A 23,269-nucleotide genomic window follows, 5' to 3' on the forward strand; every position below is an offset into this window, starting at 1 on the left:
AAAGGAATTCAGAAATTGATACGCAAGAAATTGATATATGCGTCTTCTGTCTTCGAAGCTTTGATGCCGCCCGTACGCACAAATGCCGGAACGTGCCCGGTGCTGATGCTCAACATGTCCCCTTATCAGAGTAAGGGCCTGTTCCGCCCGACTGGCCGAACAGGGATTCAGGAGGAAGCAAATGCGAAATATCACGGAAATCATTGTTCATTGCAGCGCGACGCGCCCGAACTGGATGGAAGGCAAGAAAACCACTGAAAAGGTTGAGGAAATTCGCCGCTGGCATACCGACCCGAAACCAAAGGGGCGGGGTTGGGCCGATATTGGCTACCATCACGTGATTGACCGGGACGGCACGATTGCAGCGGGTCGTCCGATTGACAAGGCCGGCGCCCATGCGAAAGGACACAACGCCAATTCCATCGGGGTTTGCCTGCTGGGCGGGCACGGGTCTTCGGAGAATGACAACTTTCAAGATAATTTTACGCCCGAGCAGGACGCGGCGCTGAGGGAATATATCCGAACCCAGAAAGAACGCTTCCCCACAATCGCGAAAATCAGCGGGCACAACGAATACGCGGCCAAGGCCTGTCCGGGGTTCAATGTGTCGGATTGGTTCAAAAGTGGCTTGCCGGTCTCTCTGCTTGCTCTGGCAGAGGCTGGTCCGAAACCCGCATCCCCGGTTGGCGGTGCCCCGGACGTCCGATTTGAAAAGCTGCATGGGTTTGTTCGACAATGGGCGAGCCGGTCCTCCGGGCATCTGGGTATTGAAATCGAAACCCTGGCCGAGTGGCGGAAGTCCGAGGTGTCGATGGACGATCTGAATGCATTAACGCAGGCCGAGGCGGATGAGATATTCCGCGCCCTCTATTACACCGCGTGCCGTTGCAGCGAAATGCCCGAAAGAATGGCACTGGTTGTCTACGACACAGCGACGCAGTCGGGGGTCAAACCGGCGATCGAACTGGCCCAGACCGCATTCAACACGCTGGGGCTGACCGTCGACGGAGAGCCGCTGGACGTTGATGGCATCAACGGACGTCTGACCATAGCGGCTATCAAAAAGACCGATCCAAGCGTTTTGGCCGAGGCGTTCATGGATGCACAAGAAACGCGCCTGCGGGCTGCCAACGATACGGACGGTCTGACCCGGCTGGCGGCCCTTCGTGAGTTTGTGAACACCTTGCCTGAGGGAGCGGGCGTGCGCCCGAACAAGAAAATGGACGTTACCGACAGAGATATTGATCTGAAAGACATTCTGGAAATCGCCGGTGCAGCCAAAAGCGGGGATACCGCAGGTTCTCTGGCCAAGGTCGCCAGCCTGCTGCTGCGGGACGATTCCGATGACAGTGACTCCAGAACGCGCAACAAAGCGCTGGCGCGGATGATCCTTGGCATCAACGATGGCGCGCCCATTCCGGCTGATGTGGCGGGTACGGTTACCAAGGGACCTGACGGTAAACCTCCGCTGACGCCAATTAACGCGGCATTGGGGCAGACCATTGGCAATGCCTTGAACGGAAAGAAATCCGTTTCGGGTATTGTTGGGCTGTTGCTGACGGTGCTTTTGCCGAAGCTGGGTCTTTCGGGCGACATCGTCGATTTTCTTTCGAACAATGCGGAAGCTTTGATCAGTGTTTTCGCTCTGATCACCGGGTGGGGCATGTTTGGTAAACTCGACAAGGCAATTCGCCTGATGGGAATGATCAGTAGCCGGAAGTAAGCGGCGGTCCTACGGTCTGGCCTAAGACTTTGACTCGTTCCCGGTGACAACTATCGGAGCATGCCATGACGCATTTGAACGTTTGGAGCGAAAAATACTCCAGTGAGCGCCCACGACGCCTTCTAGCGCTGGATGGTGGGGGTATTTTGGGGATTATCACTCTGGAAATCCTCAAGGAAATTGAAAGCCAACTGGCCAATGAGACAGGTCAGGGCGCGTCTTTTCGGCTGGGGGACTATTTTGACTACATCGCCGGAACCTCGACCGGGGCGATTATTTCGACCGGTCTGGCGGTTGGCATGTCCGTGGATGAGTTGACCGAGTTTTATGTAAACTCCGGAAGCCGGATGTTCACAAAGCAATGGCTGCTCAAACGGGCGAGAGCGCTTTATGAGGCCGACCCTCTGCGCGAAGAACTGCAGAAAGTGCTTGTGAATGATCAAGACATGGACAGAACCCTCGGGTCCGAGGATTTGCGCTGTCTGCTGCTGGTTGTGACACGAAACGCAACGACGGATTCCGCGTGGCCGGTGTCGAACAATCCTTTTGCCAAGTATAATGACAGATCGGGTTACGCCGACCGGAACAACCTGGATATTCGCCTGTGGGAGCTTGTGCGCGCCTCAACAGCGGCCCCGGTTTACTTCCCGCCCGAGTCGCTTGAGATGGACAAGGACATGTCCTTCACCTTCGTCGATGGCGGCGTGACCCCGTACAACAACCCGGCCTTCCTGTTGTACCGAATGGCCACTTTGCCCCACTACCGGTTGAACTGGCCCAAAGGGGAAGACAAGCTGATGCTGGTGTCGGTAGGGACGGGATCGGCTGCGAAGGTCGAGCTTGATCTGGATGATCGCGGAGAACTGCTTCCCAAGAACGCAGCCGCCATGCCCGGCGTTCTGATGGGCGGTTCTGCCGTGGATCAGGATATCAACTGCCGCGCGTTTGGCCGGTGCCTGTTTGGCGACGTGATAGACCGGGAGCTTGGCGATATGAAACCGCGTGAGGGCGATCCAGTGACCGGCGCCGAGGTTCCGCGCGAAACGCCAACCGGCAGGGATTTCCTGTATGGGCGGTACAACCCGAATGTCAGCCGCGCCGGTCTGGATGCGCTTGGTCTGCCCGATATCCCGGAACGCAACGTGCAGGCGATGGACAAGGTGGAATTCCTTGAGGACATGCGCAAAGTTGGCAGGGCCTACGCGCAGAAATACGTGGACATGTCCATTTTCAGCCATTTCTGTAGCGACTAAGGAGGCCTTGGAATGCGCGCCTTCATCATCCGGCCCTTTGGGACGAAAACCGCCAAAAGCGGGCGGGAAATCGATTTCGACCTGATCGAAGACACCCTGATCGGCCCGGCGTTGACGGCCTCCGAGATTGAGGGGCGGACAACCGGCGACATCATCTCGCAAGGCAATATACGGCGCGACATGTTCCAGCGCTTGCTGACGGCGGATGTGGTTGTTGCCGATATCACCGTCGACAACGCAAACGCGTATTACGAACTTGGCATCCGCCACGCGATGCGCGACCGGGTCACGATACTCTTGCGCGGAACGGCGGCTGAGGGCACGCCGGAACCCGACCCGGTGCCTTTCGATCTGAAAACCGACCGTTACCTCTCTTATGATTTGGACGATCCGGCGGCATCCGTGGACGATTTGACCCATGTGATCAAGTCAAGCCACCGAAACCACGAATCCGACAGTCCGGTGTTCCAGATACTGCCCGGCGTGCAACCGCAGGAGAAGCTAAAGTTCCAGTCCGTGCCACGGGATTTCAACGAAGCCCATGCAGTATACTTGCATGATCGACGGCGGTCTGAGTTGTCTTTGTTGTCCGAAGAAATCGCGCGCTTCAAACCGGAATGGGGGTTGTTGGGGCAGTTCATGATCGCCAAGTCTCTGTTCGAACTGGGCGCATATGGGCGCGCGGCCAAGGCGTGGGAACACGTGTTGCTGCTTGAGCCCGACAATGTCCACGCGAACCTAAAACTGGGCACCTGCTATCAGAAACTCGGCGCGCCGGGTCGATCGAACGTGGCGCTCGCTCGGGTCGAGGCGGACCGGCAGACAGCCCATGACAATGCGGAACGCCTGTCCCTTATGGCCAGCAACAAGAAAAGCCAGTGGATTGACGATTGGCAGGACAAACCAGCCGATGACCGCGCCGACGCCGCGCTGGCCTCGGGCCATTTGGAAGAGTCGCGGAAGCTCTATTCTGCTGCCTTCAAGCGCGATCTGAACCACTATTATTCGGGCTTTAACGCACTGGCTTTGACGGTCATCGAACTGGAACTCGCAAACGCAAATGTCGAAGCCTGGCGCGCCGCCTTCCTGTCCGAGGAGGAGGCCGACGCACGCCATGCAAAACTTGTACGTGAACGCGACGAGTTGGCGGTTGCGGTGCAAGTGTCCTTGGACGCGGCCACACAACCGGACGAACAGGATGAATGGCTGCTTCTGACCCGCATTGATCTGGCGTTGCTAACCATCGACAGGCCCGATGCGGTTGCCCGCCAGTACCAGCGCGCCTTGGGGGGGCTCAGCGCTCAGCAACGGGATACGGTTCTGCGGCAGTTACAGGTTTACACCGGACTTGGCGTTCGCGCAGAGGTCGCCGCGAAAGCCGCCGAAACAGTCGAGAATATGGGGACCGAACGGGCCCAGTCCGTGGACAATCCAATTCCGCTGATCTTCACCGGTCACCGCGTTGATGCGCCGGACAGGGAAACGCCGCGTTTCCCGAACACGCCCGCAGCAATCGGGACTGCAACGCAGATGATACGCGACGCAATCGCAAAAAACACCGGCGGGCTCGACAATGTCATGGGCTTTGCGGGCGGCGCGAGCGGCGGGGACTTGATCTTTCACGAGCAATGCGCCGAGTTGGGTATCGAAACCACGTTGTTGCTGGCGCTGCCACGGGAAGACTACATGAAAGCTTCAGTAAACGATGGCGGGGCTGAGTGGATAGACCGGTTTAACAAGGTCTATGCAGCGCTTTCTGACCAGAACCGCGTTCTGGTTCTGCAAGAAGAACCGGACCTACCAGCTTGGCTATCCGAGGTCGAAAATTACAGCGTCTGGCAACGCAACAACATCTGGACTCTCGGGTTCGGCCTGCTCGCGCCACCGGGTCAGGCGCGTTTGATTGCTTTGTGGAACCAGGCGCCGGGCGACAGCCCCGGTGGCACTCAAGAGATGGTTGACCTGGCGCGCGACTACGGCATGGGCATCGAACTGTTGCCTGCGGCAGAGCTTGCCGCTGCGGCCAACTAGGTGCCCGGCCCAGTAATTCCTAGATTTTTTGCCTGTTTTCCGGCAGAATTCACAATGCTGCCGACCTACGGGTAATTTAACGGTTCGATTCAGTCAAAGGGGCAAAGATGACCTGCCTCGTCACCACAACGGATGTGTTCCGGATTTTTGACCGGTAACATGACCACAGGCTGCTATCGGGCCAACCACGAATGTTTTGATTTTTACTTTTGACGAGTTGGGGGAATATGGAAGGCACCAGGGCGCAAACCGCGTTATCCTCGGGCACGGTCTCCGGGTCCGAAGCGCTCGGGCCGATTTATTGGAGCAAAGCCCACAAGCTGGCCATTGATCGTCTGCGTTTTGCGGTCACCAGCCAGGCACCGCTGACGATATTTATCGGACAGATCGGAACCGGGCGAACCCGCTTGATCCGTGAACTGACCAAGCGCAAGTTTTCGGATGTGGCGATCGGAACGCAGTACAATCCTGACGCATTTTCGGGCGAAGTATACGCCGACGTGCTGTCGGTCTTTGACCCCAAGCACAAACCCAGCGGCGACATCGAAACTGAGCGTCAGAAGCTGTCGACCCTTTTGGACAAGTTTCACGGCAAGAAGCGGTTCCCGGTTCTGATCGTCGATGATGCCGATATGTTGCCCAACCAATACCTGGGGGCCTTGTGCGCTTTGTGCGACCAAAGCGCCGGAATGCGCCCCATGCTTAAACTCGTTCTGGTCGGGCAGCCCGGATTGACGGACGTGCTGGCTTATGAACGGCCCGACCTGACTGGCCCGGCCTTTACGCTCAGCGGGATGAGCGAAGAGGATGTCGCGGGATACCTCAAGGCGCGGTGTTCCAATCTGGGTGCAGACAGCAGCGTTTTTACCGAGGATGCTGTTGCCGAGGTTGCAGCCCAAACCGACGGCATTCCGTCGCGCATCAATGCTTTGTGCGATCGGGTACGGCAGTTTGCAGCCAAAGAGGGGTTGATCGCCCTCAACCGCGAACATATTCGCCGCGTCGTCGCGCTGACCCGGATTTTCGGCACGGGCCGGTTCACACCCACCGCATCACCTCCTCAGAACGAAGACGAGCATGGCTCGGAGGTCGAAACGGCTTTGGGGGTTGAGCAGGCGGAAACGCCCATGCCGGATACATCGGACAGCCCGCAAGCGGCACCCGATGAGGATGAGGTCAAAGCCGAGGACGCGCCAGCGCCCGCAAAACGCTCAGGGCGGCGGAAAACAGTTCTTGCTGGTGCGGTTGTTCTGGCGGGTGTGGCGGCGGTTGCGCTGTTGCCCGAGACCGGGACACGTGTGGGCGACCGCCTGCTGCCTTTGCGCGATGACGCCGTTGCAGCCTCGCAACGGCTTAGGGCGGGTCTCTCTGGCGGCGGCGAAGTCGTTGCCAGTTTTGATCCCGACCAGATTGCCGCAGCACAGGCTCGCGTGACCCGGATTTCAGATGCGTTGACCGGAACCGAATTGACTGCCAGCGGACAGTACCGGGCCGCGCTGGACCTTGCCGACTCCACCGCCGATGCGGCGGTTGTAGGTTTTGCCCGCGCCGCGCTGTCGGGTCATGACAGGTCGGCCTATTACCTCGGCCAGATTTTTGAGACCGGTGAAGGCGTGCCGGTGGATTTGGAACTGGCAAGAGCATGGTACCAAGCCGCCGGGCCAGAAGTGAGCGGGGCGGCCAGCCGCCTTAGCGACTTGCAGCCGCCAGTCGAGGGTGGCGTGCCGTCCTCACCGATCCCACTGTTCTCGAACGAAATGCCGGGCGGTACGGTTGAACTTGTCTGGACCAGCGGAGAGGGGCCAGACCCGTCTTACTATCGCATCGAACTCGCAACCGCTGACGGGGACATCACGCTGAGCGTGCAGCCCGTTGCGATCTCGGCGATCCGGCTGACAGCGCCCGAGGATGCGCAGCAATGGCGTGTTGTGGCGGTGGACGAAAACAGCGGGACGCAGGTCGCCTCGCCGTGGGTTGCAATCGGCCCGGGTTAGGCCGACCACAGCAAGGCGCAAGGTCTCAGCAACCAATCACAGCGCAAATTCTGCTGCGGTAGGCGGCATTGGCCTCGCTTTCGATGCTGTCCTGTGTTGGTACTGCGGCAACGGGTTCGCAGGCCAGATTGTAGTCCGCACTCAGCCCGGCATTCACACATTCCGAGATGTTCCAACCCGGCGGTATATCGTTCAGGTCCACATCGTTCCACTTCGGATGGCCAGACTGCTGCAGGGTCTGGAACTGCTTCACAATCAGATGCGCGGTGTCCGAGACCGCCCGGCAGCTTTGCCGGTGATAGGCATTTCGCCTTGGGTCGTATTCATAGGTCATCAGCACGGCCTTCACGGCGACCACATCGATGGTGTCCTGCTGGAACGGGTAGGTGCCGGCATCAATCTTTGAAGGCGTATACACCGCCGCAAGTGTCGGGTCGGTAATAGGCAGCAGGTGTAGTTTTTCCGGGTCGATCTGATCTGTCTGGAAAATCTTCGTTGGGGCCCCGGCGACGTAGAAAAACGCGTCGATATCCCCGGCAAGCAGCATCTGCAGCGAGGTGTCGGCGTTGATGGTCAGACGCTCGGCCGGGGTCACACCTGCCAGATCAAGAACCAGCGAGGCGGTCAGAAACGTGCCGCTATCCTCGACACCCACCGCAACGCGGCGACCGTTCAGGTCGGACAGCGAATTCACGTCGCGCTTGGCCAGAATGTGAACCTCTTCGTTGTACAGCGGAAAGGCGATGCGAACGCCGAAAATGGCCCGCGCGATCTCGGGGTCTTCGCTGGAATAGGTCTTGAGGTATTCCAACACGTCGCTCTGCACGATGCCCAATTGCGTGTGGCGACGCTTTCGGACACCCAGAAAGTTTTCAAGCGACCCCGCGCTTTCCTGCACGATCAGGTCGATGCCACAGGCCGAGGCCAGATCGCTCATATCGCGCCCGATCTGAATGTACGTGCCCGTCGGCCCGCCGGTCAGGATGTTTCGTTCAAACGCCGAAGCAGGGACCGGCAGTGTCAGCCCAAAGACTGCGACTGCCGAAACCTTGGCTAAAATGCTCTTTAGTTTAAAAAATTTCATTTCACCCTCCCAAAATAACCTTGAAAACTAGCAAATTTCTCCGGACCTGATCAAATGAAGCAGGGTCTGGCGGTTGATCTCGCCAGTCGCGGATCTTAGCGCCTCGGTGGCGCAACTGCCGCTGGCCAGTTCTGCAATCAGGTCCTCGATAGTGTCTTGAGACAACTCGCTCAGCCCCGGCGCGCCGATCAGCAGGGAACGGACACGTTCCACAGGTCGGGCGACCTTGGCGGCAGGCGGGGTTGTCACCGATGCGGGCTGTTGGGGTTCCGCCTCGGGCGCGTTCTGAGGCTGAGCATTGAGCGACGAGAACCGCGAATCCGCCTCATCTGCGAAGCGTTCCAACTCTTCAAGATTTGCAGACAATCTTGACAGTTCATCGCGGTATGCCGCCGCTTGCATACGCAGGGAATCCAGCTCGGCCTTGGCGGTCGCGACGTTGGATTCGGATTCCGAAAGATCGGCCTGATTGTCCGACTGCTGCTGCCGGGCCGCCTCGGCGTCCGATGCTGCCTGAGCCTTTTGGGCCTCCAGTTCCGCAACCTGCACGGCGGCACGTTCGCGCTGCGCTTCCGCCTCGGAAATCTCGGCGGTCACGCGGTCCAATTCCTCGCGGGCCAAGGTGATTTCCTCTTGCGTCCCAAGTAGCTGGGCCTCGGCATTGGTGATCTGCGCGTTTACGTCCTCCAGCGATTGCGACGCCGCAGCAGTTTCGGTGGCGCGGTTGCTTGCCAGTTCCACCTCGGCGGTCAACTGAACCAGTTCCGCGCGGCGCGCATCCACGTCGCTGCGCAGTTGGGTCAGTTCTTCCTCTGCCGCGACCGCAGCCTCGGATGTCTGCTGCAGCGAGGCGACCATCCGGTCCCGCTCTTCATTCGCGGCAGTGGTTGTGGCCGTAAGGTCGTCCCGCCGGGCCTCAAGCTCTGACAACTCGGCCTGCGCGGCATCGCGCTGGCTGGCGGCGTCGGCGATTTCGGCGGCAACGTTGTCGCGTTCAAGACGCATTTCTTCCAGTGCGGCCTGCAGGTCAGATCTGGCCTGCGTTTCGCCGTCAATCGCCGATTGAAGGTCCGTTTGCTGCGCCTGCAGTTCATCCCGCTTGGCATTGAGTTCGACCAGCGTTGCATTGGCTTCCGTGATCGAACGCTGCGATCCTTCCAATTCTTCGTTCGAAGCAGCGAGTTCCGCCGTCAATTGGTCCTGCTCTTGGCGCAAACCTTCAATCGAGGCCGTCAAATCCTGCAGCGCTTGCTGGTCGTCTTGCAGAGCGCTCACCGCGTTTTCTGCTGCGGACTTTTCCTCGGCGGCCGATTGGACGGCATTTTCAAGTTCCGTGCGCTGTGCCGCCAGCGTTTCCAACTCGGCGGATACCGCGTCGCGCCGGTCGGACAGGCTTGTGAGTTCGGTCCGGGATTGATCAACTTCGGCGCGGGCGGTCTGTAGTTCTTGCCGGAGAACCGCTAGATCATCTTCCACGGTCTGACGTTCCAGTTCCAGTTCCGCCAAATTCAACGAGGCTGCCTCGGACTCTGCTCCGGCGGCCCGCGCTTCTTCGATGGATGTGGCGAGGGCTTGAAACTCTTCCCGGCGCTGGGCGATTTCATCTTCCAGTGTGGCCATCTCGGATCGGGTGTCGGACAGGGCCGTTTTTGCCTGTTCCAATTCGGTGGCGGCGTTCGAAGCCTGCGAGGCTGATGCCGCCAATGCCTGCTGCGCTTTTTCCGTTTCGGCACGCAGTGACGCAAGTGTATCTGATCCCTGCGCCAATTCGTCCTCTGCCGCAAGCTTTTCATTCTGCAGAGCTTGCAGCGTGTCCTTGGCGGTTGCGATTTCCGTCTGCAACGCTTCGAATTCCTCGGTGGCACGCTGCAGATCAAGGCCCGCCGTTTCCTTCCGCTTCTCCATCGCTTGAAGCGACGGTTCCGCATTGGCAACGACGGCTGCGAACTCTTCGGCCTCAGTTGCCAGTTGGTCCCGTTCCGAGGCCAGCGCTTGCACCTGTTCTCGCAGGTCGGCCTCTTGCTGCTGCAATTCGCCTAGGGCTGCGGACACGTCTTGTTCCTGATCCTGAGCGGTTCCGATCGCGGCCTCCAGCGCATCTTTTTCCTGTCGGCGCTGCTGGGCTGCGGTCTGCAAACGCGTCAGGTCCGTTGTTGCGCTGACGATTTCCTCGTGCAGGTTCGACAGGTCGGACTGTGAACTCTCAAGTTCGGATCGGGATTGCCCTAGCGCCGTGCTCAAAGTCTCAAGCTCGGTTTGCTTGGCAGAAAGGTCTGATGTGACGGATTCCAGATCAATACGCGAGGTGACTAGGGCTTCGTCCAAGGCCGTCATCTCGGCGTTTGCTTGGGCCTGAATGTCCTGCAACGCATCGACTTCGGTCTGCAATTCATCGGCAAGCGTGCGGTCTGCTGCAATCTGGCTTTCAAGCTCTTGCATTTCGAGTTTCAACTGCTCAAGGGTGCTGACCTCGCCCCTTGATGTCTCGATCTGTATTTGAAGCTCAGCAAGCTCGGCGCTGGCTGTCTGGTTTTTGGCCTCGACCTCTTCGAGTTCGGCATTGGTTTCGGCGAGCAACGCGCCCTTAACGTCAACTTCGCCTTCCAATTGGGTCCGGGCTTCTTCCAGTTCGGCAATACGCGCAGCGTGGTCCAACCTTTGGGCATCTGCAGATGTGATCTGAGCTTGCAGGGCAGACAGTTCACCTTCTGCTTGTTCAACCTCTTGGATCAGATTGTCTTTGGCGGATTGCGCTTGGGCGATTTCGTCTTCCAACAGCGAAAATATCTTTCGCAAAGACGCGGCTGTTTGCGGTGAGTCATCAGAAACCGCCGATGGCTCAACGGGGTCCTCAGCCAATGCGGCAGGGGCCCAGGCACTAAAACAAACACTAAAAATTACACAACAAACCAGAGGAAGCCGTGCCATCCCCCACTCTCCAAACAAAAAACGGCTTAGCAAGTCTCTCACAGGTTCGTGAAAAAGTCGAATCACGCATGCAGTCAGAAAGCCGGTTCCCATGGATCAATGACGTTGAACCGACAGCGCCAGGCTGCGGGATTCGAGTTTACTCAGCCGCCAGGTCTTTCTGTCTGCAATAGCACGAGGCCTTGATCTTTACGTCCGCACGGGCGAGGGCCTTGTCCAGTTGCAACTTGATATGCGCCGCTTCGATTGTTTCACCCCGACGGGTCAGGCATTCGTGCAACCCGTGCAGGCTCCAGACGTTACCCGGATGCTGGCAGGCGCGGCTAAGCGTTGCGTCCAGTCCAAGGTCGGCGCGATAAACCGCTTCGGCTTCTGCGACCTGCCCTTGTTCCAGAAGAAGCGCCCCCAGCGCGTGCCGGGTGGGCTGCATCCAGCCCCAAGGTTCGTCATAGGGCAGGGCGTCATCAATCTTCACCGATTTTCGCAGATGGTCAAAGGCGGCTTCGTGCTCGCCCTTATGATAGGCCAGTTCGCCCAGCATCATTTGCTCGGCGACCTGCAGGATATCGCGGCAGGTGTTGTTAAACAGCATCCGGCTGTCCGGCACACGTTCAAGGGCCTCATAGAACAGCGCTTTTTCAGCCTCGGCCTCATCAACCCGATGGGTGTTGGCTAAAGCAACCGTGCGTGCATAGCGCATCATGGCAGTGGTGACGCTGTAGAGGTCCTGATCCTCGGGCAGCGCCTGATCCAGAATCTGGTGCCAGCGACCAAAGCGGATCAGCACGTGCTGCTTCATCGGAATGAAAGCCTCGAACCAATCCGCCATCGGGCGCAGCGTGTCTGTCGGCAGGGTGTCGATCAATTCTTCGGCAGCTTCCAGCGCCGCGTTGGGTTGGCCCAGAAACATCGCGCCGTAGATTTTGAAGTGGTAGTTGTGACACCGGTAGACCGAATAAAAGTTGTCGGCCCCGGCACGCGCCAGAAACTTCCTGTCCGCCACAATCGCCGCTTCGTTGCGTAGAACCACGTTCATGTAGTCCCCACACAGCACGTCCACATGGGATGGCATGTGCAACAGATGCCCCGCATCCGGCACCAGAGTGCTGAGCGCATCGCCATGCCGCAGGGCGCGTTCTGGGTGCGGCGACATCTCCATCAGGTGGATATACATGTGTAGCAGACCGGCATGTTGCCATGCACCAGGCAGCGTGTCGAAAGCTTTGTCGAGCACGGCAATGGCCCCAAGCGTATCCGCGCCTTCGGCTGGCTGGCCGCTTGGCAGATCCCAAAGCTGCCACGGCGTGCGGTTCATGATCGCTTCGGCAAAAACCGCGCAAATATCCAGATCATCGGGGTGTTTTTCATAGGCCTTGCGCATTGCGTCGGCGAAAGCATCATTCCATGGGCTGAAATCTTCGATATCCGAGGTTGCAGGATACCGCGCGGGCAGTGCTTCGATAAACGCGCGCTCGACTGGGGTTAGTTTGTCCCGCATCCTATGCGCCGCTTCGATGGCGCTTTGGGCAGCTTCGATGCAATCGGGTTTTTCGTCGTCCTCGAAGGTCTCCCAGGGTTTGTTGTAGTTGGGGCCGATGCAGTAGGCGATACCCCAACTCGCCATCGCACAGTCGGGATCAGCGGCCAGCGCTTTGCGAAAGCACTCGATCGCTTCTTCATGGTTATAGGCGTAGGTCCAGGCCAATCCCCGGTCGAACCACAATTGAGCTTCCGTGGACGACGTCGAAACCGGTCGAGAGTAAGTGCCAAGATCATAGTAATCCATCATAGCGGCCTCCTTCCCCTGTATCCGGTCAGGGTACACCATCCGCCTAGGTCCACAAAATGGCACAGGATTGCGGTGGTTGCCTTATAGTGTGAGTACTATGCGCCCTGAGCTTAGCGGGCTGCTGCACGGTCAAAAAGGAAAGACGCGCGTGTATCTGGGTCTGGATTTGGGAACGTCAGGTCTTCGGGCCATTCTGGTCGATGAAGCCGGGCAGGTTGAAGCCGAGGCTGAAGCGGCCATTGAAACCTCGACTCCGCATCCCGGTTGGTCCGAGCAGTCTCCGAATGATTGGATTGAGACTTGCAAACATGTTGTCGCGGTCCTGCGGGATACCAGCCCAGCAGCGTTTTCCGCCCTGCGCGGTATCGGGCTGAGCGGTCATATGCACGGGGCGACCTTGCTCGATGCTGCCGGGGCGGTCGTGCGGCCCTGCATTCTGTGGAACGACACGAGGTCAGCGCAGGAAGCCGTCGCGCTTGATCGGAGTCCTGAGATGCGCGCGGTGACCGGCAATATCGTCTTCCCCGGCTTCACAGCGCCCAAGCTGGAATGGGTGCGTGCGCACGAACCTGTTATCTTCGCGAAGGTCTCTAAGGTTTTGCTCCCAAAGGACTATCTGAGGTTCTGGCTGACCGGTGACTACATCAGCGACTTATCCGACAGCGCCGGCACCGCCTGGCTGGATGTCGGGCAGCGGAAATGGTCGGATACTGCGCTTGGGCTGAGCCACATGACCACAGATCAGATGCCGCGTCTGGTCGAAGGCAGCGCACCGGGCGGAGAGCTGAGGCCCGAACTTTTGCAGGAATGGGGTCTGCCCGGACCGGTCGTTGTTGCAGGCGGGGCCGGGGACAATGCAGCGGCAGCCTGCGGAATCGGAAGTGTCAATGAGGGCACCGGGTTTCTGTCCCTGGGCACCTCGGGCGTTCTGCTGGTTTCGAAAGACCGCTACGCGCCCGCGCTGGAGACCGCCGTGCACTGCTTTTGCCACGCAGTACCCGAGCGCTGGATACAGATGGGCGTTATTCTGTCGGCGACAAACAGCATGAACTGGCTGTCGCGCAACCTTGGGGAGCCGGTAGGCACGCTGGCCGCGGCTCTGCCGGACAAGGTTGACGGGCCGTCTGCGATCACCTTTCTGCCCTATTTGTCGGGCGAGCGGACTCCGCACAACGACAGCGACATCCGGGGCGCGTTTCTGGGGCTGGATGTCTCATCCGAGCCCGCCGATCTGACCCGCGCGGTGATGGAGGGCGTTGCGTTCGCCATGCGCGATTGCCTCGACGCGTTGAAAAGCACCGGAACCGCGCCGGGCAGTCTTCTGGCAGTGGGCGGCGGGGCGCGATCCCGGTTTTGGCTGGAAACCTTGGCGACCGTGTTGAATACACCGCTGGCCCTGCCCAAAGGCAGCGAATTCGGAGCGGCCATCGGAGCCGCCAGACTCGCCGCCTGCGCCGCGAGCGGGGCGGATGTGGACGACATCATGACACCGCCCGATATTGCCGAACTCATTGAGCCGCGTGACGATCTGGCTACCGCATATGAAGCCGAGTATCAGCGTTACCGGCAGTTTTACGCCGCGCTATCGCCTCTGGCGGCGCGATGACGATGGGGCAGGGCGCGGAGATCAAAAGGGTTGTGCTGGAAGACGGTGACATGTCCGTGGCCCTTCTGAACTGCGGCGCGATCACCCAAGGGTGGTGGCTGGGGGAGACGCCGCTGATCCTAGGCTATGAGACCCCCGAAGACTATCTGACAGACCCGTACTATATGGGCGCGATTGTGGGCAGGGTCGCCAACCGGATCAGCAGCGCACGGTTCGAGTTGGAGGGTGCCCAGTATGACCTGACAGCGAATGAGGGCGAGAACACGCTGCATGGCGGGACGGTTGGCCTTTCGCATCGGCACTGGACCCTTGAACAAGCCTCGCTGACTGAGGCTGTGTTGAACCTTACCTCACCCGACGGAGAGAACGGCTTCCCCGGCGAGGTCCGGTTTAACCTGCGCGTTCAACTGAAACATCCACGTCTGACCTATTCGATCACCGCGCAGCCGGACCGTCCGACGCCAATCAGTATTGCGCAGCACAATTACTATACGTTGGGTCGCGGGCGCACCGTGTCAGAGTTCAGGCTTAAACTGGCCTCGGACCGTTTCCTAGAGGTTGACGATCAAGGGATACCGTCGGGCGCGCTGCGAGAGGTGAAGGGAGGAGCGCTGGATTTCACTCACTCGAAACCTGTCGGCGAGGCGGCAACGGATCTGGACCATTACTTTGTCTTCGCCCCCGACCGAGATCATCGCGATCCGGTCGCAGACGTCCACGCTCCGTCCGGCCTTAGCATGGCTGTCTATTCCGACCAACCGGGCGCGCAGGTATATTCCGCGGCGCATCTGTCGGTTCCGTTCCACAGTGGAGCAGGCCTGTGTGTCGAGCCCTCGGGCTACATCAACGCGCCGAACATCCCCGCGTTTCCGTCGATTATCTATTCTCCGGATCACCCTTATCGCCAGACGCTCACGCTGGAGATTTCCGGGAAAAGCTAAGGAGGAAAGGGCAGGCCAGTGTGACGCGCCCTAACCGCTCGGGGCGGGCAGGTTCGAGATGTGCATCGAGACCGCGACAAAAAACAGAACGCTGCCGATCAGGACAAAGACGTGCCAGATGGTGTTGTGAAACGGCATCCGGTCCATCAGGTAAAAGACCACGCCGGTCGTGTACATTCCACCTCCGGCCAGCATGAAGCCCACAACCGTCAGGGGCAGTTCGGTCAGGATCGAGCTGCCCGCCCAAACGGCGGCCCAGCCCATCGCAAGATAGAGAAACAGCGCGAACCACTGAAAGCGGCCGGGGTCCACCATTTTAAGCGCGGTGCCGATGATGGCCGAGCCCCAGAGCCCCGCCAGAAAGCCAGGCGCGGGAACGCTGGACAGCATGATGAACGGCGTATAGGTGCCCGCGATCTTGACGTAGATTGCCGAGTGATCCAGCCGCCGCAGAAGTCCGCTCCACCGGTCGTTTTCGACCATGTTGTAAAGGGCGGAAAAGACCAGCATCAACAGGAGTGAGACGCCATAGATATTGGCGCTGAGGATGGCGGTTGTTTCGGATCGGTAAGCAACAGTCAGCGCAATCAACGCCGGGACGGCGACCAAGGCAAGGCCTATGCCCAAAACATGGACGACACCGTCACTCAGGCGCTCGGCCCGGCTGTATGCCGGTCGGATGTGCGCAACTGACCACATATGTATAAGGTAAGACGGAAGACCTAACGCTTCAATAACAATAACGAAATCGTGCCGCAGGGATCAGGTCGGATCGTCGCCCGGTTTGGGGTCTTTGTACCGGTTGAGGTCCAGAATCCCTGCCTGAATGGTGTCGTGCTGTAAGAAACTTGCGTTTATCTGATCACTTACGGCCCAGAAATCGGGGCTGGTCCGGCGCACGCCGTATTCGGTGACCACATCTATCCAGTCTTTTGGCGTGCGCATCGACGTAAGGGCCTCTGCGAACGGTTCCAGTTGATTGTCCTGAATTTTGAAAAAGAAGTTCGGATAGCTGCCGATTATCCCCGGAAGGATGGTCAGAGTGTCTTCGTCGGGCGTCCGGCGGGCCTGTTCGTTGAACAGAAAGGCCACATTGTCATGCGCCTTGTCATGGATGAGCGTGAATATCTCGTTGGCGTTGTCGGTTTCCACAATAAGAACAGAGAGGTCCGGCAGGAACTTCACCCAATCTCCGGGTTGGTTGGCCAGTGTGCTTAGAACGCGACCGGTCTGGTCAGGCCGACAGTTGCCGTCTGGGCATCGGTTGATTGGGTCCTCGATCGCCCACAGCCCGTTGCCGCGTTCAAGGAGTGCCAACAGAAACTCTTGTTTCGGGGTCTCAGTCGCGAACTCGATCCCGGTGGCAAAACTGTCATCGACGCGGCGTTGGTGCCAGTAGGTGTGAATCTCGGCCAAAAGGCCTTTGTACCAGCTTGCGTGCAGTGCGGGCCGGACCTCGCGCGGCAGGAAGGTCAGGAACAAATCCTCGCTCTCCATGCGCAGCTCGTCCATGTAAAGCCGAGTGGCAAGCTGGTGTTCCACGCGTCCGAACACGTCATATCCGGCGACAAGATCGTAGTAAATCCGCTCGAAAATCGGGTAGTCGATGACCCAGGCAGTTTCTGGGATGCCGCCATGAAACCCGGTCATGGCCGAGGCGTTGTCAAAGTGGCGAAACACGGTGATCAACGCGTTTGGGTTTGTTCCGTTGCCGTCCCAGATGGCATCATATTCGAAGCCCGCGTCGTGCAGCGGAGTGTCCCGATACCGCAGATCCCGGAATTCGAGATACCGGATCTGGTTTTTGTGAGAGACCCCCTGAAGGTTGCCCAATAGCCCACGCTCGACCTGTGCAACAGGCAGTTCAAGATGCACTGCCCCGTCATCCAAATAGTCTGGGTCCGTAATCGACAGATCGAAATCCGGATCAAGGAAGCTGACCCAGAACCGGTCCTCGATCACGTCAACGGCGGTTTCGCCGTGGCAGACCGGTCCCCGGATGAAGCTGCGAACAAAGAACAGGGCGTCGTCCAGCATGAACTGATAGCGGCTGTGAGGCGGTATCGGCGCGAAGGTGCTGAACGGGTTGCCGCCTTCGGCGTCGCCGTAGGGCGGCAGGTCCGTCAATGTCCAGTCGGGGGTCAGGAACAAGTCCTGAAAGCGCGCCATCCGGTCCGGGCCGAGGCTGTAGACCAGATGTTCTTTATGCACGATGGTCTCGTCCACGAGCTGCAGGCGATAGTAGAACGGGGCATTGCCCGGGGCGTCAAAGGGCCGGCGCGTGGCGATCACTTCGATCGCTTCGCCTTGCGGGGTCGCTGAGCGGACGAGTTGGAAGAACCGGCGCGGGTCGTCGCCCGGAAAGTGAAGCCGGGCGAGGAATAGATGCTCGTACAGGTACCGGCTCATCAACTGGTTGCGGGGGGCGGGCGTGTTCAGAAATCCCTCCCACGCGGCGATCTGTTCGGTGATGTCGTTGGGAAGATCGGCTGCGGCAGCGGGCAGCGATGCCCCGTCGCGCAGCCAGGTGATCAGGGTCTCAAATTCGCTGTCAGACAGCGGTGCGGTGGCATAAGGCATCCCGGCAAGTGGGTGGCTGTCTCGAAACACCTCGAACTCCTGCGGTGTGGGGCAGGCGAGGTGGCGGTCGAGGACAAGAGCAAGATCGTCGGGAACCGGGGCGTTGGGTTCCAAGGGCTTGTTGCGACCTAGATTGAGATAGCGCTCAAGCAGGTTCGCAACTCCCGTCGATGCTCCGGGTCCCGGCAAAACAGTGTGGAAATCAAAATCGCGCCATTCCGTCACCGATTGAGCATCAATCCCCAGCCGCGTCGGCTGTGCGTCATTCAGGCGTTGCGTGTGATAGACCGCCTCTTTTGAGCCGCCACGCAGCAGCCCTGCGGGGGATGTCAGCTTCAACTGGCATGGCGCATCATAGCAACTGTGGCAGACCACGCAGCGCTGATCCAACACCCCTTTGACTTTGGCCCAATCCGTGTCGGGCAAAGGGGCGGGTGTGATGAAACCTTCGGATTCAGAATTGCTGCCATCCGACTGCGACCAAACAGGCGTGCAGCACAGAAGAAAGAACGCAGCGGCAAAGCCTTTTGGAATTGCCCGGATGATCAACGGTCGCGTTTTCAATATCCGTTTCCTCCAAACCTGCTGGAGCGCTGCCATTGGGGCGGCCAACGCGTGCCAGCCGCCCCGACTTTTGGTTACTCGAAGTTGTAGGGCACGCCAGCCTGATTGATCACGCTGTTGTATTCGCGGAAGATGCCCACGATTTTCTCGTGCACTTCTCCTTCCTGCGCGATCTCGTTCCAGAACTCCTTGGCCGCGTTTTCGACCTCGGCCCATTCGGCGGGCGGCACTGACCGTAGTTCAAGCTTATCGCCATTTGCACGCAGGGCCGCTTCGCCGCCCCAATACCACTGGTTGCGATAGGTGTGACCTGCCTCGATCCCCGCCATCACGATGGATTTGAGGTGATCCGGCAGTTCATTCCAGCGTTCCTGATTGGCAAACCACGATCCGATCCACGCGCCCGAGATGTTGTTGGTCAGGAAGTAATCCGTCACATCGGCCCAGCCGACGGTGTAATCCTCGGTGATGCCCGACCAGGCCATACCGTCAAGCTCGCCGGTCTGTACGGCAACCTCGGCGTCTTCGTAGGGGATATTCACCGGCACCACGCCGAACTTGGCGAGGAAACGACCAGCGGTGGGGAAGGTGTAAAGCTTCAGGCCATCAAGATCGGCGACCGAGGTGATCTCTTTCTTGGTGTTGAAGTTGCACGGGTCCTGCCCCGCCGCCGACAGCCACTGAACCCCGACCTTGGCGTATTCATCTCGCCAGATATCGGCCAGCCCGTATTGGTTGAACAGCACCGGGACGTCCAGAATATGCTTGGTTGCAAAGGGGAAATAGCCGCCAAATACGCGCAGCGGCGTGGGTGAGGCCATCGAGTCATCATCCGAGTGCACCCCGTCGATTGTTCCGCGCTGCAGCGCCTGAAACAGCTCTCCGGTCGGCACGATCTGGTCGGCGAAAAATAGTTCGATTTCCAATTCGCCATTGGCGTTGGCGTTGATATAGTCGATGGCCGGTTTGGTCACATGTTCGCCCAACGCGCCGCCAGCATAGGTCTGGAACCGCCATTTGATCGGCGCCTGCGCTTTGACGATGGCGGGCGCGGCGAGCGTTGCGGGGGCCGCTATGGCAGCGGTCCGCAGGAAACTGCGTCTTGTTGTGGTCATTGTCTTCCTCTCCTGTGCTTTTCGTTGAACTTCGATCCGGTTGCTCCGGTTTCTCGTTCTTGTTTGCTCAGTTTCCGTAGACGACGCCCGGAAGCCACAATGCGATCTCGGGGAAGGTCATAACCAGCCCCAAAGCCAAAGCCATCACACATACGAAAGGTATGATGGAACGATAAATATCTCCAATAGTTACTTCCGGCGGGGCCATCGCCCGCATCAGGAACAGATTATATCCGAACGGAGGGGTCATATAGGCGATCTGGCAGGTGATCGTGTAAAGGACGCCGTACCAGATCAGGTCAAAGCCAAGCGCACCGACCAGCGGCACGTAAAGCGGGGCGACGATCACCAGCATTGCGGTGTCGTCCAGAAACGTGCCCATGAGAAGAAAGCTGAGTTGCATCAGGATCAGGATGATCCACGGGTTCAGGCCAAGCTGAACCGTAAACAGGTTCTCAATCGCCTTCACCGCGCCCAGACCATCGAAGACAGCGCCAAAGGCAAGCGCGGCGAGGATGATCCACATGAACATGCAGGTGATCCCAAGCGTCTGCTTTACCGAGGTCTCGAACACCTGCCATGTCATCCGGCGTTTCAGAACAGCGGCCAGAAAGGCAGCGATGGCCCCCAGCGCCGAACTTTCCACGAGCGAGGTCCAGCCGTTGACAAAAGGCACCATCATCACCGCGAAGATACCCAGCGGCAGCAGCCCAGCGCCCAGCAACCGCATCTTTTCGCCGGGGGTGACCTGCGCGCGCTCGTCTTCGCTCATCGCGGGGCCGAGCGAGGGATTCAGACGGCAGCGGATGGCGATGTAGATGATGAACAGGGTCGCCATCATCAGACCCGGCACAACCCCAGCCAGCCACAATTGCCCGACCGGCTGGCGCGCGATCATGGCATAAAGAACCAGAACAACAGACGGAGGCACGAGAATCCCGAGCGAGGATCCGGCCTGTATCACCCCAGTCACCATGATCTTGTCGTAGTTCCGCCGCAGCAGCTCGGGTAGGGCGATTGTCGCGCCAATCGCCATCCCGGCAACCGAAAGCCCATTCATGGCCGAGATCAGGACCATCAGCCCAATGGTGCCGATAGCCAGCCCCCCGGACAGCCCGCCCATCCAGACGTGGAACATGCGGTAGAGATCATCTGCGATCCGGGATTCAGACAGGATGTAGCCCATGAAGATGAACATCGGCAGTGTCAGCAGGGGATACCAGCGCATCACCTTGATCGCTGCGGCAAAGCCCAGATCATACCCGCCCCGGTCCCCCCACAGGAAAAACGCGGCGATAACGGCAACGAAACCGATGGCCCCAAAGACGCGCTGCCCGGTCAGGAGCATCAGCATCATGGTCGAGAACATGAGCGCGGCGATCACTTCGTAACTCACCCGCGATGCCCTCCTTCAAGGTCCTCGGGGGCCATGTGCACCGGTTCATCATCTTTCGGGCTCATGTCGTGGCCGCGCAGGCGCAGGATGTCCTTGAACAGTTCCGAGAGCGTCTGCAGCAGCATCAGGAAAATGCCGATCACCATGATCGTCTTGATCGGCCAGATATAGGGACGCCACGCGGAAGACGACCGTTCGCCCCCGTATTGGAACGAATACATCAGGCTGTCCCAGCCGCCCCATAGCAGAAAGCCCAGATAGACCATCAGGAACAGCACAGTGATCGCATCCACCTGACTTTTCCGCCGGTCGGTCCACTCCCCATACAGCAGATCCATCCGCACATTCGCGCCCATCTGCATCGCATAGGGCCCGCCAAGGATGTAATAGGCAACCATCGCGAACTGCGCCATTTCCAGCGTCCATAGCGACGGGACAAAAAACGTCTTGGAAACAGAGGAGTAGAGCAGGATCGCCATCATCACGAAGATGCCGTACATGATGATCCGCCCCAGCATGCGGTTCGAGCGGTCAACGAACCGGATATAGGCCTTCATCGCAGCGATCACGAGACGGCAACCTTTGCAGGATACGCGCTTGGGAACACGGCCTCGACCTTCGGATCACGGATTGGAATCTTGTAGCTCACCCCGGCATCAGAACGGCAGGTTTTGCGTCTGTCAAGAACGACGAGGTCTTGGAACATCTTGAGAGGTCACGGAATTCTTGCGAATGCCTCAAAAAGCGTATTTCGGGCAATCGCGCAGGGTCAGCCTGAAATCCCGGTTGACGGCTGATGGATTGACGTGCTGGCTAGCAGTTGGGCCAAGCGGGCCACGGAAAGAGCGGGCAGGGCAATGGCCAATCAGTCACCGGAAAAGGCGGTTTTCCTCAGCGGCAGCCTGATGGGCCATGTGACGCGCATGTCCCTGACGACCAGCGTTGGGCTGATGGCGATCTTTGCCGTCGACTTCATCGACATGGTTTTCATCTCGATGCTGGGTAATGACGCGCTGGCCGCAGCTGTCGGGTATTCCGCGACGCTGCTGTTCTTTACCAACGCCATCAACATCGGCCTGTCTATCGCCGCCGGGGCGCTGGTGGCTCGCGAACTTGGGGGAGGACGGGCAGATCAAGCGCGACACTTCGCGTCCAGCGTCGCTGTTCTGGGCGTAATCGTCGGGCTTGTCACGCCGGTTCTGGTGCTGCTCAACCTGAGCGCCCTGCTGTCCCTACTCGGGGCCGAGGGTGAGGTTTTGCGGCTCGCGACCCGATATGCCTCAATCATCGTGCCGACGATGTGGGTCATGTCGCTCGCCATGGTCGCGATGGCCGTCCTGCGCGCGCATGGGGATGCGCGGCGGTCGATGATGGCGACGATCTACGGCGGCGTGGTGAATGCGGTGCTGGACCCAATCCTGATCTTTGCGGTGGGGCTGGGGTTGGATGGGGCCGCGATTGCCTCGGTTCTGGCGCGCATCTGCATGCTGGCCGCCGCGCTGTGGCCGGCTTTGCGGGTCCACAAAGGGTTCACGCGTCCGTCTTTGCGGCAGGTGCGGCAAGACCTCAGGCCTGTTCGCGCGATTGCCATTCCCGCTGTGCTGACCAATGTCGCCACGCCCATCGGCAACGCTATCGTGGTGCGCGAGATTGCCCAATACGGCACAGATGCGGTCGCGGGCATGGCCGTGATCGGGCGGCTGATGCCCGTGGCGTTCTCGGTCATCTTTGCGCTTTCCGGCGCGATTGGTCCGATCATCGGTCAGAACTACGGGGCCGAGCAATTCAGCCGCGTCCGGGCGGCCTTTCTGGCGGGCATCAAATTCACCGCCATTTACGTGCTGGGTATGGCCGCCGTCCTGTTCCTGCTGCGCGCGCCGGTTGCCGATCTGTTTCAGGCACAAGGTGAGACGCGGGTGCTGATCTACCTGTTCTGCGGACCACTGGCGTTGGCCTCGTTTTTCAACGGGGTCATCTTCGTGTCAAACGCCAGTTTCAACAACCTTGGCCACCCGGTGTATTCCACATGGGTCAACTGGGGCCGCCACACCGTCGGGACCTGGGTGTTTGCAGTGATCGGCTCGAACCTGGCCGGGGCCTCGGGCGTGTTGTTGGGGCAGGCCTTCGGTGGCGTGGTTTTTGCGGGGATCAGCTGGGTGCTGGTCAGGCGCGTTGTGTCCCGGATGGAGCGTGCCCAGGCGGTTGATCCGTTCGAGGATCAGAACCGGCTTCATTCGCTGTTCGGGCGTCGAGGGTGGTAGACCG

General features: G+C 59.3%; 15 protein-coding genes. 7 read left to right on the top strand and 8 right to left on the bottom strand.

Translation table 11 applies throughout. From position 1 onward, the window contains the following. Positions 1–181: 181 nt before the first annotated feature. From ACR0JN_RS03335 to ACR0JN_RS03350, 4 genes are all read left to right on the top strand, one after another. Entirely contained in the window at positions 182–1,723 is a 1,542-nt protein-coding gene (locus ACR0JN_RS03335; protein WP_480884218.1) for an N-acetylmuramoyl-L-alanine amidase, read from the top strand. 65 nt (positions 1,724–1,788) lie between these two features. Continuing rightward, on the top strand, positions 1,789–2,976 hold the full coding sequence (locus ACR0JN_RS03340) for a patatin-like phospholipase family protein (RefSeq protein WP_480884220.1): 1,188 nt from the start codon (positions 1,789–1,791) through the stop codon (positions 2,974–2,976). A 12-nt stretch (positions 2,977–2,988) separates the two neighbouring features. Beyond that, entirely contained in the window at positions 2,989–5,007 is a 2,019-nt protein-coding gene (locus tag ACR0JN_RS03345; protein WP_480884221.1) for a tetratricopeptide repeat-containing protein, read from the top strand. A 227-nt stretch (positions 5,008–5,234) separates the two neighbouring features. After that, positions 5,235–7,001, top strand: coding sequence for an AAA family ATPase (locus ACR0JN_RS03350; protein ID WP_480884223.1), 1,767 nt, complete (start codon positions 5,235–5,237; stop codon positions 6,999–7,001). 25 nt (positions 7,002–7,026) lie between these two features. On the opposite strand, the gene ACR0JN_RS03355 is transcribed toward ACR0JN_RS03350, so the two are convergent. The 3 genes from ACR0JN_RS03355 to ACR0JN_RS03365 all read right to left on the bottom strand — a co-directional run bounded on the left by ACR0JN_RS03355 (position 7,027) and on the right by ACR0JN_RS03365 (position 12,802). Then, on the bottom strand, positions 7,027–8,085 hold the full coding sequence (locus tag ACR0JN_RS03355; RefSeq protein WP_480884224.1) for a TAXI family TRAP transporter solute-binding subunit: 1,059 nt from the start codon (positions 8,083–8,085) through the stop codon (positions 7,027–7,029). Between the two features lie 27 nt (positions 8,086–8,112). Continuing rightward, a complete protein-coding gene (locus ACR0JN_RS03360) occupies positions 8,113–10,860 on the bottom strand; it encodes a hypothetical protein (protein WP_480884226.1) in 2,748 nt (915 codons plus the stop codon). A 292-nt stretch (positions 10,861–11,152) separates the two neighbouring features. Further along, positions 11,153–12,802, bottom strand: coding sequence for a tetratricopeptide repeat protein (locus tag ACR0JN_RS03365; RefSeq protein ID WP_480884228.1), 1,650 nt, complete (start codon positions 12,800–12,802; stop codon positions 11,153–11,155). A 148-nt stretch (positions 12,803–12,950) separates the two neighbouring features. Between ACR0JN_RS03365 and xylB the strand changes: the two genes are divergently transcribed. Together xylB and ACR0JN_RS03375 are read left to right on the top strand one after the other, a co-directional pair. Beyond that, on the top strand, positions 12,951–14,408 hold the full coding sequence (xylB, locus tag ACR0JN_RS03370; RefSeq protein ID WP_480884359.1) for a xylulokinase: 1,458 nt from the start codon (positions 12,951–12,953) through the stop codon (positions 14,406–14,408). A 2-nt stretch (positions 14,409–14,410) separates the two neighbouring features. Further along, the gene (locus ACR0JN_RS03375; RefSeq protein WP_480884361.1) at positions 14,411–15,349 is read left to right on the top strand and encodes an aldose epimerase family protein; all 939 of its coding nucleotides are present in this window, start codon (positions 14,411–14,413) and stop codon (positions 15,347–15,349) included. Positions 15,350–15,379: 30 nt separating this feature from the next. Here the strand turns inward: ACR0JN_RS03375 and trhA are convergent, their stop codons facing one another. The 5 genes from trhA to ACR0JN_RS03400 form a co-directional block, all read right to left on the bottom strand. Continuing rightward, positions 15,380–16,048 carry a PAQR family membrane homeostasis protein TrhA gene (trhA, locus tag ACR0JN_RS03380; RefSeq protein WP_480884230.1) on the bottom strand — a complete coding sequence of 223 codons (669 nt, stop codon included), beginning with the start codon at positions 16,046–16,048 and terminating at the stop codon, positions 15,380–15,382. A gap of 63 nt (positions 16,049–16,111) precedes the next feature. Then, positions 16,112–18,493, bottom strand: a complete 2,382-nt coding sequence (locus tag ACR0JN_RS03385; RefSeq protein WP_480884232.1) for a fatty acid cis/trans isomerase — start codon at positions 18,491–18,493, stop codon at positions 16,112–16,114. A gap of 74 nt (positions 18,494–18,567) precedes the next feature. Further along, positions 18,568–19,608 (bottom strand): TRAP transporter substrate-binding protein, encoded by a 1,041-nt coding sequence (locus ACR0JN_RS03390; RefSeq protein ID WP_480884234.1) that lies wholly within the window; start codon positions 19,606–19,608, stop codon positions 18,568–18,570. Between the two features lie 67 nt (positions 19,609–19,675). Then, positions 19,676–21,004, bottom strand: a complete 1,329-nt coding sequence (locus ACR0JN_RS03395) for a TRAP transporter large permease (protein WP_480884236.1) — start codon at positions 21,002–21,004, stop codon at positions 19,676–19,678. After that, complete coding sequence (locus tag ACR0JN_RS03400) at positions 21,001–21,573, bottom strand: TRAP transporter small permease subunit (protein ID WP_480884238.1); 573 nt, start codon at positions 21,571–21,573, stop codon at positions 21,001–21,003. The genes ACR0JN_RS03395 and ACR0JN_RS03400 overlap by 4 nt, the downstream gene beginning before the upstream one ends. A gap of 288 nt (positions 21,574–21,861) precedes the next feature. On the opposite strand from ACR0JN_RS03400, the gene ACR0JN_RS03405 reads away from it, so the two are divergent. After that, a complete protein-coding gene (locus ACR0JN_RS03405; RefSeq protein ID WP_480884240.1) occupies positions 21,862–23,265 on the top strand; it encodes an MATE family efflux transporter in 1,404 nt (467 codons plus the stop codon). The last annotated feature ends 4 nt before the right edge of the window (positions 23,266–23,269 follow it).

The organism is Ruegeria sp. G12 (assembly GCF_056533565.1).